This is a genomic window from Streptococcus nakanonensis (genome assembly GCF_059738785.1).
This window is the reverse complement of sequence record NZ_AP027139.1, coordinates 163,526-177,500: the sequence shown is the minus strand read 5'-3', so window position 1 is coordinate 177,500 and position 13,975 is coordinate 163,526. Positions and strand designations below refer to the sequence as shown.

At 43.4% G+C, this 13,975-nt stretch carries 8 protein-coding genes, 2 tRNA genes and 2 rRNA genes (1 of these 12 only partly in view); all 12 read right to left on the bottom strand.

Annotated elements, in window-relative coordinates; genetic code table 11:
- A 23S ribosomal RNA gene (locus AC6I9F_RS00905) occupies positions 1 to 316 on the bottom strand; it reaches 2,586 nt to the left of the window's first position.
- A 124-nt stretch (positions 317 to 440) separates the two neighbouring features.
- Positions 441 to 513: transfer RNA gene (locus AC6I9F_RS00900), tRNA-Ala, on the bottom strand.
- Between the two features lie 51 nt (positions 514 to 564).
- Positions 565 to 2,110, bottom strand: a 16S ribosomal RNA gene (locus tag AC6I9F_RS00895).
- The 16S and 23S rRNA genes sit together here with 2 tRNA genes alongside, the layout of an rRNA operon.
- 251 nt (positions 2,111 to 2,361) lie before the next feature.
- Positions 2,362 to 2,433, bottom strand: a tRNA-Glu gene (locus AC6I9F_RS00890).
- A gap of 391 nt (positions 2,434 to 2,824) precedes the next feature.
- Positions 2,825 to 3,259 carry a cytidine deaminase family protein gene (locus tag AC6I9F_RS00885; RefSeq protein ID WP_498022232.1) on the bottom strand — a complete coding sequence of 145 codons (435 nt, stop codon included), beginning with the start codon at positions 3,257 to 3,259 and terminating at the stop codon, positions 2,825 to 2,827.
- A 13-nt stretch (positions 3,260 to 3,272) separates the two neighbouring features.
- Positions 3,273 to 4,733: a glutamate--tRNA ligase gene (gene gltX / locus AC6I9F_RS00880; protein ID WP_498022231.1), complete on the bottom strand. Its 1,461-nt coding sequence runs from the start codon at positions 4,731 to 4,733 to the stop codon at positions 3,273 to 3,275.
- Between the two features lie 127 nt (positions 4,734 to 4,860).
- Positions 4,861 to 6,210 (bottom strand): glucose-6-phosphate isomerase, encoded by a 1,350-nt coding sequence (locus AC6I9F_RS00875; RefSeq protein ID WP_000018268.1) that lies wholly within the window; start codon positions 6,208 to 6,210, stop codon positions 4,861 to 4,863.
- Positions 6,211 to 6,380: 170 nt separating this feature from the next.
- Complete coding sequence (locus AC6I9F_RS00870; protein WP_173283543.1) at positions 6,381 to 7,070, bottom strand: gamma-glutamyl-gamma-aminobutyrate hydrolase family protein; 690 nt, start codon at positions 7,068 to 7,070, stop codon at positions 6,381 to 6,383.
- Positions 7,071 to 7,207: 137 nt separating this feature from the next.
- Entirely contained in the window at positions 7,208 to 8,974 is a 1,767-nt protein-coding gene (gene patB, locus AC6I9F_RS00865) for a multidrug efflux ABC transporter subunit PatB (RefSeq protein ID WP_498022228.1), read from the bottom strand.
- A gap of 1 nt (position 8,975) precedes the next feature.
- The gene (patA, locus tag AC6I9F_RS00860; RefSeq protein WP_498022226.1) at positions 8,976 to 10,682 is read right to left on the bottom strand and encodes a multidrug efflux ABC transporter subunit PatA; all 1,707 of its coding nucleotides are present in this window, start codon (positions 10,680 to 10,682) and stop codon (positions 8,976 to 8,978) included.
- A gap of 145 nt (positions 10,683 to 10,827) precedes the next feature.
- Positions 10,828 to 13,362, bottom strand: a complete 2,535-nt coding sequence (mutS, locus tag AC6I9F_RS00855) for a DNA mismatch repair protein MutS (RefSeq protein ID WP_498022224.1) — start codon at positions 13,360 to 13,362, stop codon at positions 10,828 to 10,830.
- 50 nt (positions 13,363 to 13,412) lie between these two features.
- A complete protein-coding gene (gene argR, locus AC6I9F_RS00850) occupies positions 13,413 to 13,859 on the bottom strand; it encodes an arginine repressor (protein WP_001231476.1) in 447 nt (148 codons plus the stop codon).
- Between the last annotated feature and the right edge of the window lie 116 nt (positions 13,860 to 13,975).

Genomic DNA, 13,975 nt, shown 5'->3' with positions numbered 1-13,975 from the left:
TTTGAGTCCACATTGCAGTCCTACAACCCCGAAGAGTAAACTCTTCGGTTTGCCCTCCTGCCGTTTCGCTCGCCGCTACTAAGGCAATCGCTTTTGCTTTCTCTTCCTGCAGCTACTTAGATGTTTCAGTTCACTGCGTCTTCCTCCTCACATCCTTAACAGATGCGGGTAACAGGTAGTACCTGTTGGGTTCCCCCATTCGGAAATCCCTGGATCATCGCTTACTTACAGCTACCCAAGGCATATCGTCGTTTGTCACGTCCTTCTTCGGCTCCTAGTGCCAAGGCATCCACCGTGCGCCCTTATTAACTTAACCTTATTTTTTGACCTTTCAGTCATAAACTCTTATTAATACTACAGCGTTTTCGGTTTATTTTCTTGTTACTATTTGATATAGATATTCAATTTTCAATGTGCATTACTTGGTGATCTCTCACCAATGGAGCCTAGCGGGATCGAACCGCTGACCTCCTGCGTGCAAAGCAGGCGCTCTCCCAGCTGAGCTAAGGCCCCACAAGACCTCTCAAGACTAAACAAGACCAATGCGCAGTTCCTTATCCTTAGAAAGGAGGTGATCCAGCCGCACCTTCCGATACGGCTACCTTGTTACGACTTCACCCCAATCATCTATCCCACCTTAGGCGGCTGGCTCCTTACGGTTACCTCACCGACTTCGGGTGTTACAAACTCTCGTGGTGTGACGGGCGGTGTGTACAAGGCCCGGGAACGTATTCACCGCGGCGTGCTGATCCGCGATTACTAGCGATTCCGACTTCATGTAGGCGAGTTGCAGCCTACAATCCGAACTGAGACTGGCTTTAAGAGATTAGCTTGCCGTCACCGGCTTGCGACTCGTTGTACCAGCCATTGTAGCACGTGTGTAGCCCAGGTCATAAGGGGCATGATGATTTGACGTCATCCCCACCTTCCTCCGGTTTATTACCGGCAGTCTCGCTAGAGTGCCCAACTGAATGATGGCAACTAACAATAGGGGTTGCGCTCGTTGCGGGACTTAACCCAACATCTCACGACACGAGCTGACGACAACCATGCACCACCTGTCACCTCTGTCCCGAAGGAAAACTCTATCTCTAGAGCGGTCAGAGGGATGTCAAGACCTGGTAAGGTTCTTCGCGTTGCTTCGAATTAAACCACATGCTCCACCGCTTGTGCGGGCCCCCGTCAATTCCTTTGAGTTTCAACCTTGCGGTCGTACTCCCCAGGCGGAGTGCTTAATGCGTTAGCTACGGCACTAAACCCCGGAAAGGGTCTAACACCTAGCACTCATCGTTTACGGCGTGGACTACCAGGGTATCTAATCCTGTTTGCTCCCCACGCTTTCGAGCCTCAGCGTCAGTTACAAGCCAGAGAGCCGCTTTCGCCACCGGTGTTCCTCCATATATCTACGCATTTCACCGCTACACATGGAATTCCACTCTCCCCTCTTGCACTCAAGTTAAACAGTTTCCAAAGCGTACTATGGTTAAGCCACAGCCTTTAACTTCAGACTTATCTAACCGCCTGCGCTCGCTTTACGCCCAATAAATCCGGACAACGCTCGGGACCTACGTATTACCGCGGCTGCTGGCACGTAGTTAGCCGTCCCTTTCTGGTAAGATACCGTCACAGTGTGAACTTTCCACTCTCACACTCGTTCTTCTCTTACAACAGAGCTTTACGATCCGAAAACCTTCTTCACTCACGCGGCGTTGCTCGGTCAGACTTCCGTCCATTGCCGAAGATTCCCTACTGCTGCCTCCCGTAGGAGTCTGGGCCGTGTCTCAGTCCCAGTGTGGCCGATCACCCTCTCAGGTCGGCTATGTATCGTCGCCTTGGTGAGCCGTTACCCCACCAACTAGCTAATACAACGCAGGTCCATCTGGTAGTGATGCAAGTGCACCTTTTAAGCAAATGTCATGCAACATCCACTCTTATGCGGTATTAGCTATCGTTTCCAATAGTTATCCCCCGCTACCAGGCAGGTTACCTACGCGTTACTCACCCGTTCGCAACTCATCCAGAGAAGCAAGCTCCTCCTTCAGCGTTCTACTTGCATGTATTAGGCACGCCGCCAGCGTTCGTCCTGAGCCAGGATCAAACTCTCATTAAAAGTTTGAGTTCTCACTCATTTCTGTCACTGACAGATTTATTGTTTTTTCATTGTTCAGTACTACAACTTATGTTGTAGCGCCCTGCACATTGGTTCGTCTTGTTCAGTTTTCAAAGGTCTTTGTCACTTGCTTCTCTCAAGCGACAACTATATTAGTATATCACAGCCACTTTCACTTGTCAACACTTTTTTGAAGATTTTTAAGCTTTTTTAAACTTTTTTTCATCAAGTGGTCCTGACGCAACATACCATAGTCCGTACGGGATTCGAACCCGTGTTACCGCCGTGAAAAGGCGGTGTCTTAACCCCTTGACCAACGGACCTGAGTTGTTATTTTCAACTCTTACTATTATACAGTCTTTTCAAACTTTGTCAACACCTTTTTTAAAATTTTTTTATTAATTTTTTCTATGGTAACTTCTCAAAGTAACTTCCACCATAGCGGAACTTAATCTGAAACGCTTTCAGATGAGGGGATTTTGTGCGCTCTTTTTTTCGATTCATTTTGGCTACAAAAGCGATGAAATCAAGCATGATTAAAACCAGTAGAACTTACCCTGACACGGATTTCCACTGGTTTTTATAATTTTTATCAGACTAACTTCCACTTGGATTAGCGATGGAACTTAGTTTGGGAATTTACCAATTTTTCAATTCTTTTCAAGTACAGTTTTTTAAATTATAGTAAAAAGAGCCAGAATTATACTGACTCTCCTATTGATTATTAAACTTAGAAGCACGTTCTTCTCCCCACCAATAGGGCATTAGTTCTGCGACTTTCACTGTCTTTCTTCTATTGTAGTCCATCATGAATTCTGCATCCTTATTTTCAGCGTTCAACTCTAAGAGGAACTCTCTGCATGCGCCACAGGGCATTCCTGAACTTCCACCATAAGGTGGTTTGTCTCGAAAGGCTAATACTTTTTTAACCTTAGTTTGTCCTGAAAATTGGTACATATTGAAGAGAGCTGCCCGCTCTGCGCAAAGATGGAAAACACCACAGGTTCCCTCCATACAGAAACCTGTAAATATTTGTCCATCTTCTGCTTCTACTGCGGCAACGACATGATTAGCATAAACAAAATCAGATACTTCATGTGGATTGTATAGTTTCTGTGCTTCTTCGTACATCTTTTCCCAGATGTCCATTATTGTACCCTTTTTACTTAGAGATTTCCTTCAACATATTTTCGATATGCTGGATTGATTTTTCTCGACCTAACAAGAAGATCGTATCTGGCAACTCTGGACCATGCATTTCACCTGAAACAGCGATACGAATAGGCATGAAAAGATTTTTCCCTTTAATACCAGTTTCTTTTTGAACTGCCTTAATTTGTGGGAAAATATTTTCTGTTACAAATTCATCGTCTGTCATCGCTTCAAGTTTTGCTTTGAAGGCTTCAAGAACTGTTGGGACTGTTTCACCTGCCATGACTTCGCGCTCTGCTTCGGTCAATTCTGGGAAATCTGAGAAGAACAGATCTGTCAATGGAATAATTTCATCAACTGATTTCATTTGTGGTTTATATAGTTCAACTAGTTTTTCAGCCTTGTCAGTTAAACGGCCTGCTTCCTCTAAGAATGGTTTTGCCATTTCAAAGATGGTTTCAAGGTCTGCATTCTTGATATAATCATTGCTCATCCAGTCTAGTTTCTTCTGATCAAAGGCTGCTGGAGACTTGCTCAGGCGGTTTTCATCGAAAAGTTTAATCAATTCTTTACGAGAGAAAATCTCATCTTCGCCACCTGGGTTCCAACCAAGAAGGGCGATAAAGTTAAAGACTGCTTCTGGAAGGTAACCTTTCTTTCGATAATCTTCGATAAATTGAAGTGTATTAGTATCACGTTTAGATAACTTCTTACCAGTCTCAGAGTTGATAATCAAGGTCATGTGACCGAACTCTGGAGCTTCCCAACCAAGTGCTTCATAAACCATGAGCTGTTTTGGTGTATTAGCAATATGGTCATCTCCACGGATTACGTGAGAGATTTGCATATCGTGGTCATCGATAACAACAGCAAAGTTGTAAGTTGGGTAACCGTCTTTCTTTTGGATAACCCAGTCACCACCGATATTGCCACCTTCAAATTCGATATCACCTTTGACCATATCATGCCACTTGTAGATACCTGACTCATTGACAGCCAAACGAACCGTTGGGATGATCCCTGCTGCTTCACGTTCTGCGATGTAAGCTGCTTTTTCTTCTTCACTCATACCAAGGTATTCATTGATGTAGCGTGGTGTTTCGCCAGCTGCTTCTTGGCGTTCGCGTTCAGCTGCCAACTCTTCTTCTGTAACATAAGATTTGTAGGCTTTTCCTTCAGCTAGCAATTGGTCGATGTATTTTTGATACAAGTCCAAACGCTCAGACTGGCGGTAATTTTCATGTGTTTCTGGGCTTTCATCCCAATCCATGCCTAACCAACGAAGGTTTTCAAGCTGTGAACGTTCCCCATCTTCGACATGGCGTTTACGGTCAGTATCTTCGATACGGATTATAAAAGTTCCACCGTGATGACGTGCATAAAGGTAGTTGAACAATGCTGTACGGGCATTTCCGATGTGTAGTAGTCCTGTTGGACTTGGTGCGTAACGTACGCGGATATCTTTTGACATAGTTTCTCCTATAAAGTCTCTAGGCGTCTGCCTTTTTGCTCTCTATATTATATCACAAGTCTTGGCTGAGTCCAATTTCTATGGATAAAGAGAGTAAAAAGAGTGGACAAACCACTCTTTTCTTCTATTATAGACGTGCGTTAAGTTCTTTGCTCAATTCTTCAAATCCTGGTTTTCCAAGAAGGGCAAACATGTTACGTTTGTAAGCTTCAACACCTGGTTGGTCAAATGGGTTGATAGCATTCAAATAACCTGAAAGAGCGATAGCCAATTCGAAGAAGTAGATTGTGTAACCAAGAGTGAAAGCGTCTTGCTCTGGAAGAGTCACGTACATGTTTGGTACATCACCATCTGTGTGGGCAAGAAGAACACCATCAGTCGCTTTTTTGTTTACAAAGTCAACGTCTTTTCCTTGAAGGTAACCAAGTCCGTCAAGGTCTTCTTCCAAGCTAGGGATAATCACGTTTTTACGAGGTTTGTCAACACGGACAACTGTTTCAAACATGATACGAGTTCCTTCTTGGATAAATTGACCAAGTGAGTGCAAGTCAGTTGAGAAGTTGGCTGAAGTTGGGTAGATACCTTTTTGGTCTTTTCCTTCTGATTCTCCAGCCAATTGTTTCCACCATTCTGAGAAGTATTGAAGTGATGGCTCGTAGTTTACCAAGATCTCAGTTGCATAGCCTTTACGGTAAAGGATGTTACGAACTGCTGCGTATTGGTAAGCTTCGTTTTCAGAGATTTTGTCTGAAGTGTAGTCTTTGCGAGCTGCGTTCGCACCTTCCATAAGGGCTTTGATGTCAGCTCCTGATGCTGCGATTGGAAGCAAACCAACTGCTGTCAATACTGAGAAGCGTCCACCGATGTCATCTGGAACAACAAATGTTTCCCAGCCGTTAGCATCTGCTTCAACTTTAACAGCACCTTTTTGGCGGTCAGTTGTTGCATAGATACGTTTGTTTGCTTCTTCTTGACCGTACTTCTTAACCAAGAGTTCTTTGAAGACACGAAAAGCAATCGCTGGTTCAGTTGTTGTACCTGATTTAGAAATCACGTTTACTGAGAAGTCTTTGTCAGCTACGTACTCTACCAAGTCAGCAAGGTAAGTAGATGAGATTGAGTTCCCAGCGTAAAGGATTTGTGGAGCTTTACGTTCTTCTTTTGTTTGCAAGTTTGCAAAGTGGTGGTTCAAGAAGTCGATTGCTGCTTTGGCACCAAGGTAAGATCCACCGATACCGATAACAACCAAAACATCGCTGTCTGACTTAATTTGCTCAGCAGCTTTCAAGATGCGGTCAAATTCTTCGCGGTCATAGTTTTCAGGAAGGTCCAACCATCCCAAGAAGTCGCTACCAGCACCAGTTCCTTTACGGATCAATTCATCTGCTGCTGTTACTTGTGATTGCATGTATTCCACTTCATGTGGTGCAACAAATTTGTCTAAAACTTTTGAATAATCAAATTTAATATGTGACATGTTATTCCTCCAATATTTCTTCTTTTCTATCATAACGCTTACCTTCGTTTTTTTCAAGTTTTTTTGTCGAATTTCTCCAATTTTTATCAGAATTCAAACGTTTGCGTAAAAATCCCACATTCCAAAAATTTTGAAAAAATAAAAGAAAGAACGACTAGATGTTCCAGTCGTTACAGTTCATTCAATAAATACTCAAATAATTCTAAATTGCCATCTTCTTCATTGACCAGAAACTCTGGATGCCACTGCAAACCAATAATGCGGTGCTCATCGATAGACTCAATCGCTTCGATGGTTTGATCTCTCGGATCAATAGCAGTTACACGGAAATTAGGTGCCAATTCTTTAATACTCTGACGATGGACCGAATTGACCTGACTGTCTTTCCCAAATAGCTTGGCCACCACACTTCCTTCTACTGTCTCAATAGAGTGAGATGTTCCGAAAGGTAGTCCTTGCCAGTGACCTTCGATTTCTTGATTGAGGGTTCCACCAAAGGCAACATTGACAAGTTGAACACCGCGACAGATTGCCATAATTGGTTTATTCTGACGAAGCGCTTCTTTCAAGAGAGCCAATTCAAATTCATCACGCACTAGATTGTAATCATCACTCTCGATGGTCTTTTTCTCTCCATAAAACTGAGGATGGACATTTTGACCGCCTGTCAAAATCAATTTATCTATCATTTCTACATAATCGCGTACAACTGACTCATCACCAACAGGAATGACTAAAGGGAGACCACCGACTTGACGAATGCTCTCTGCGAATCTACAAGATACAGATGAATGAATGTTTTTACCTTCTGCGTCTACGGGACATAGATTTGCAGCAACTCCTACAACCGTTCTAGCCATGATGTCTCTCCTTTCGAATATTAACGATAGTCCTATCTTATCACTCAAAACGTCTTTCGTCTAATATGTTTTTTTAAAGGTCGTGATAAAAATTTTTTATGGACAAGAAAAAGCTGCCCCATAGGACAACTTCTTTCTTATTCAAAAACAAATTGATTGTGATAGAGTTCTGAGTAGAATCCACCTAGTTTTAAGAGTTCATGGTGATTACCACGTTCAATGACTTCTCCATCTTTAAGGACAATAATCTGGTCTGCATTGAGGATGGTCTTCAAACGATGGGCAATGACAAAACTGGTTCTACCCGCTACAACCGCCTCCATGGCATGCTGAATCTTGCTTTCTGTCACCGTATCTACGTTTGAAGTGGCTTCATCGAGAATGAGAACTTCTGGATCTGTCATCAGGGTTCGAGCAATGGAAATCAATTGCTTCTGCCCTGTTGAGAAGATGCTCTGGTCATCATCGATAAGGGTATCGTATTTGTCAGGTAAGCTTTCGATATAGTCATGAATATGGGTTGCCTTGGCTGCTGCCTCAACCATTTCCTGACTAGCATCTGGCACACCAAAACGGATATTGTCTCGAATCGTTCCGCTAAACAAGACCGAATCCTGCAAAACAATTCCCACCTTACTTCTGAGACTATCTAAATCATAGTCACGAATATCTTTCCCATCAAAATAAATACCACCAGCATCAACATCATAAAAGCGATTGATGAGGTTCATAATAGTCGTTTTCCCTGACCCTGTCGGACCAACAACCGCTGTCATCTGGCCTTTAGGGGCAGAAATGCTAACATCTTTCAAAATAGGTTTATTAGGCAAGTATGAAAAATCAATATGACTGATTTCGACACCTTCTTGCAACTGAGTGAAGATTGGAGCCTTTTCAGGTCGGATTTCTTCCTCTGAGTCAAACATTTCCTGAATCCGTTCAGCACCTGTAAATGCCAACTGAAGACTTCCCCAACTAGCTGCAACCTGAATAATAGGCTGGTAGTACTGCTGAGAAAATTGGGCAAACATAACAATCAAACCTAGAGCTGTACTTGTTTCAATAGTCTTATCATTTAAAAGTACAGCTGAACCCGCAAAGATGACGATGGCTGTATTAACCAGGCTCATCCCATTCATGACAGGGAAAAGAATTCCTGAGAACATTCTTCCTTTAAAGGTCGCCTTGCGCACGCGCTCATTTTGTTCAAGAAATCCTGCCATCATATCCTCTTGAATCCCTTGAACAATGACAGCTTTTTGACCTGAGATACTCTCATCCATATAGGCGTTGAGTTTCCCTACCTCTTTTTGTTGGAGATTGGTGTATTTGCGGGCCATTTTTACAATAAAAATCAGCATAAGGAAGGCCACTGGTGTGCTGGCAATGGTGATGAGGGCCAGCGTCACATTTCTCGAAAACATGACAAGAATCAGACCAATGTATAAAACAACATTGCTCATGACCTGAACCAGACTTTCATTAAAGGCTTGGAGGATATTATCCAAATCACTGGTAAAACGAGACAGGATATCGCCATCTTGCCGGCGGTCAAAGAAAGAAACCGCTAACCGAGCAAGCTTACCAAAGAGACCTTTGCGCATCTCGTTGGTCGACTCTGCAATCACGCGCGTCATGAGACACATGTATATGACACTGGAGATAAATAGAACCAAAACCAGCAGGCCAAGATTGACCATGATTCCTGATAGGCTTTGCCAAACAAGTTCTGGATTGCCATCTTGATAAGCTTGAACTAAATTGGCTAGCTGCGTCACTGCTTGTCCAGAAAAGACCGGAAAGAGTGCTTGGGCAAGAGTTGCCAGAACAATCATCAAGATGACAACTACAAATGATAGCTTATAGACTTTAAAATAATGCCAAAAGAACTGAACTGTCTTCATTTTACTCCTCCTTTCCTTTCTGTGTTTCATAGATTTCACGGTAAACGGCATTGTTGGCAACCAAGTCTGCATGCGTGCCTTGACCAATCAATCGTCCTTGATCCAGTACCAAGATCTTGTCTGCATGGACAACCGAGCTAATCTTTTGCGCAATGATAATGGTTGTTGTTCCCTTCAAGTCCTTATTCAAGGCTTCTTGCACTAGGCGCTCTGACTTGGCATCCAAGGCCGAGGTCGAATCGTCAAAAATCAGAATACGTGGATTGCTGACAATTCCACGAGCAATCGACATCCTTTGTTTTTGCCCACCTGAGAAATTGGTTCCCCGTTCCTCAACTGGACTTTCAAAGGTTTTCTCCATACGATGAATGAATTCACTGGCTTGGGCAATATTGGCTGCACGCTCCATTTCAAATAGAGTAGCATCTCCCTTACCCTGTCTCAAGTTGTCTGCAATCGTTCCACTGAAGAGAATGGCACGTTGAAGAACGATAGAAACTGTTTTACGCAGGGTTCCTTCACTCACTTCGCGAATATCCTTGCCTCCGATTTTGATAGCCCCTTCCTGTGGGTCAAAGAGACGTGGAATCAATTGAGCCAAGGTTGATTTTCCTGCACCAGTCGCTCCAACTACACCAACCATTTGACCAGGTTCAATAGTAAAGCTCACATCTTTCAGCATCGGTTCCTTGTCCATTGGATAGGTAAAGGTCACATTTTCAAAGCTAAGACTTCCGACCAACTCTTCATCTGGTACATCCTTGAAGGTCATGGCTGGCTCTGCATCAAGAATTTCTCGAATACGACGCATGGAAATCATAGCACGACTGACAGAATTTCCCAAAAATCCAACCATAACAATGGTAAAGATAATCTGGCTTAGGTAATTGACAAAGGAAGCAATGGAGCCAACAACTGACGGATCCGACTGAACCATTCCCGCGACCAGCCAAATAGAAAGGAAAACCGCCCCGTAGCCGACCAACATCATAAAGGGTTCCACTACTGAAAAGGCATAACCAATGTAAAGGTTTTGACCGAGAAGTTCGTCTGAAACCTCCGTAAACTTAGCAAATTGCTCTTTTTCTTGGACAAAGGACTTGACCACACGAACGCCACGCAAATTTTCCTTGGCAATGGCATTGATGCGTTCAAGAAGGGTTTGAAACTTGGCAAAACGAGGTCCCATCATTCCCATCATGACAGCAGTCAAACCAAAAATCAAGACTACCATGAGAACAATCACCCACCACAGAGAAGGTAAGGTTTGAACCGCCAAGATAAACGAACCGATGAACAAGAGGGGAAGTCTGAAAAGAATTTGGAAGGTCATCATGACGACGTTCTGAATCTGGTTGATATCATTTGTCATGCGAACAACTAGATTTCCCGCATTAAATTGTTCAATATTGGCATAAGAAAAGGTTTGGATTTTACGGAAGGCATCCTCTCGAAGGTCGGATGAAACTCCTTGGGCAATATAGGCTGCAAGGATAACATTAAGCCCACCAGCAACCAAACCGACCAAGGCCACACCAATCAACCAAGCCCCGATACTATAAATAGCTTCATATTTTCCAGCAAGGAGGGCGTCTAACACTTCCTGCAGGTAACGCGGTTGCAAAAGTGAACTGGCAACCATCAAGCCCGTCATCAGGAGCGAAGCTAAGGCCTGCCACTTGTAGGTTTTTATTTTCTGAATCAGCATACTTTCTCCTTAAAAAATAGACAAAAGGGAGCGACAATGCGTCAGCTCCTTTTCATTCTGTTTGTGTGATGTTATTCTAGCAAAAAAATGGGAACTTGTCAAAGAAGGCTCCTTGATATAGCTAGAATGACAAGTAATTCATTCTTTATAATTTTTGTTTTAACTCGACCAAGACATTCATAGCCTGCATAGGTGTCATATTGTAAACATCCAGTTTAGCTAATTCTGCTAGGATAGGATGCTCTTCTGCCGTATCAAAGAGTGAAATCTGTTCTGAGACAGTACTTGTTTGTTTCATAGGAGTAGGACTTTCTGTCCCTTGATTTTCTAACTGAGTCAAAATCTTATCCGCCCTTGCTAAAAGGTCTGCTGGCAAACCAGCAATCTTGGCAACATGGATACCGTAGGATTTATCAGCTGGCCCTGGTTCAATCTTATGAAGGAAGGTGACCTGCCCATCCTGCTCCAAGGTTGCCACGTGGACATTGACCAAGTGTTGTAAACTAGACTCCAGACCAGTCAACTCATGGTAGTGGGTCGCAAAGAGGGTCTTGGCTCCGATATGTTCGTGAATGTATTCGATGATGGACTGGGCAAGAGCCATCCCATCATAAGTTGCAGTTCCCCGTCCCAACTCATCAAAGAGAATGAGAGAGTCCTTGGTTGCATGCGAAATGGCATTGTTGGCCTCCATCATCTCTACCATAAAGGTTGATTGACCTGAAACCAAGTCATCTGCTGCTCCGATACGGGTAAAGATGGCATCAAAAATCGGTAAATAGGCGCTTTCTGCTGGCACATAAGAACCCAACTGAGCCATAACCGCCGTCATGGCTAACTGACGCATATAGGTTGACTTTCCGCTCATGTTTGGCCCTGTAATCAGTTGAATACTGGTATCTTCTGCCATCTGAATCGTATTGGGAATATAGGTCTGAGCCCCCATAACCTTTTCAACGACAGCATGACGCCCTTTCTGGATATCAATTCGCGAATCATCTCCGAATTCAGGTCGAATCAAATGCTGGGTTTCAGCCACAACTGCTAGACTCTGTAAGACATCAACTGTCGCAATGCCTTGAGCTAGAACCTGCAAACGCTGGATGTACTTGTTGACCTCTTCACGAATACGCATAAAGATTTCGTACTCTAGGTTGGCTGACTTCTCACGCGCCTCCAGCATATCTCCCTCGATACGGGCTAATTCCTCAGTTCCAAAGCGTTCTGAGTTTTTCAGCGTCGCCTTGCGGAAAAAGTGGGCAGGTACATTTCCCAGTTGAGAATTGGTCACATGGAAATAGTAGCCATCCTTTTTATTATAATCAATCTTGAGCGTACTGATACCAGAGTTTTCTCGCTCCTTGGCCTCAATCTCAGCAATCCAGCTAGTCCCTTCTCTGAGAACTCGGCGATATTTATCCAAAGTCTCATCAAATCCCGTCCGGATAATGCCACCTTCTGTAATCACATGAGGAGCTTCAGGAGCAATCGCTGCGCTAATCAAACTCTCCAACTCAGGGATTCCATCCAGTTGTGCGATGAGATAGGCTAGAGCAGGTTGCTCCATCCCTTCTAAAATCGCACGAATCCGTGGCACACTGGATAAGGTAGTCGCCAACTGCAAGAGATCCTTGGGATTAGTTTTGCCAAAAGAAACCCGACTAGCCAAGCGTTCAATGTCATAAACACCCTTGAGACTGTCTGTCAAATCACTGCGCTCAAAGAAATGGTCGAGGAAGACCTGCACCACTTCTTGACGTTGGATGATTCGCTCCTTATCAATCAAAGGACGATGAATCCAAGACCGCAAGAGACGCATTCCCATAGCCGTTTTGGTTTCATCCAAAAGCCAAAAAAGACTGCCTTGCTTCTTGCCTGAACGGGCATTCTCAACCAAATCCAGACTAGCCTTGGTCGCATAATCCATCTGCAAGAAATCCTTGATTTCATAGCGGATAACAGGTTTGAGGTGGTTCAATTCCCTCATCTGAGTCCGATGAACATACTGGAGCAACTTACTAGATGCCGCTTGCTCCACAGCTGCCAATCGTAAATCCAGTAAATGAAGGTCCTCAAAGCCTTCTTTCTCATAAGAGAGCACCAGATTCATCTGGCGACTGAGGATTTGTTCTTCCTCCTCAGACAAGTCATAACCCAACACTACTTCGCGCGCCTTGAGATTGCGTATTTCCCCACAAACCAGCGTGAAATCCAAAAGACCTGTCACATAAAAGTCACCCGTCACCAGGTCCATATAAGCTAAGCCAAATTGATTGCCATCTCGATCTATGGCAACCAAAAAATTATTCTGGCTGTCCGGCTTACTGCTATCGACCACTGTCCCTGGCGTAATGACCTGAACAACCTCTCGTTTCACAACCCCAACTGCTTGTTTAGGATCTTCCATCTGCTCTGCGATAGCCACCTTATAACCCTGCTCAATCAAGACATCAATGTACTGTTGGGCAGAATGATAGGGAACACCCGCCATAGGAATCGGATTGTCGGCATTCTTGTTGCGACTCGTTAAGGAAATTTCCAGAATCTGCGCAGCATTGACCGCATCCTCATAAAATAATTCATAAAAATCACCCATCCGAAAGAGCAAAAAAGCATCTGGATATTGCTTTTTAATATCCACATACTGTTGCATGCCGGGTGATAGCTTTTCTGTCGCCATTTTCCGTCTCTCCTTGTCAAAAATAAGTCTTGAGAGCAACTCCCAAGACCTTACTTATCTTTCATCAAATCTAGCAAACGATCTTCCATGAGTTTGGCAACGTGCTGGTCTCGACAAATAACCAATAAGGTATTGGCACCAGCAACTGTTCCTAAAATCCATTCATCCTTGTTTGCATCTACAATATTTGCCAAAACAGAGGCTTCTCCCAGTTTGGTATGAAGCACCAAAGTAAACTCTGCTCTTGCAACACCTTCTAAATGATGAGACAAAAATTCCACCAAATCAATCTTTTCTGTCTCATTTGCTAGTACATAATACACCATATCATTTTTCTTGACCTTGGTCAAGCCGATTTCGCGCAAATCACGAGACAAGGTTGTCTGTGTCACAAAAACATTGTGTGCCTCCAACCGATCTTGAATTTCTTTTTGTGTACTTAATTTCTCCTCAGTAATCATTTTTTTTATTAACTGATGACGATCTCTTTTTCTCATAAAATCCTCTTATGTGAATATTTATAACTATTTTTATAACTATATTATACCAAAAAAATAGGAGATTTCAAAAATTTTTTCTTCTTTCTTTAAAAATGTGATAAAATAGTAGAAAA

Excerpts from the sequence above, each read along its gene's own strand:
- patB (WP_498022228.1), bottom strand. The coding sequence starts at position 8,974 with ATGAAGACAGTTCAGTTCTTTTGGCATTATTTTAAAGTCTATAAGCTA.
- argR (WP_001231476.1), bottom strand. The coding sequence starts at position 13,859 with ATGAGAAAAAGAGATCGTCATCAGTTAATAAAAAAAATGATTACTGAG.
- AC6I9F_RS00875 (WP_000018268.1), bottom strand. The coding sequence starts at position 6,210 with ATGTCACATATTAAATTTGATTATTCAAAAGTTTTAGACAAATTTGTT.
- gltX (WP_498022231.1), bottom strand. The coding sequence starts at position 4,733 with ATGTCAAAAGATATCCGCGTACGTTACGCACCAAGTCCAACAGGACTA.
- patA (WP_498022226.1), bottom strand. The coding sequence starts at position 10,682 with ATGCTGATTCAGAAAATAAAAACCTACAAGTGGCAGGCCTTAGCTTCG.
- AC6I9F_RS00870 (WP_173283543.1), bottom strand. The coding sequence starts at position 7,070 with ATGGCTAGAACGGTTGTAGGAGTTGCTGCAAATCTATGTCCCGTAGAC.
- AC6I9F_RS00885 (WP_498022232.1), bottom strand. The coding sequence starts at position 3,259 with ATGGACATCTGGGAAAAGATGTACGAAGAAGCACAGAAACTATACAAT.
- mutS (WP_498022224.1), bottom strand. The coding sequence starts at position 13,362 with ATGGCGACAGAAAAGCTATCACCCGGCATGCAACAGTATGTGGATATT.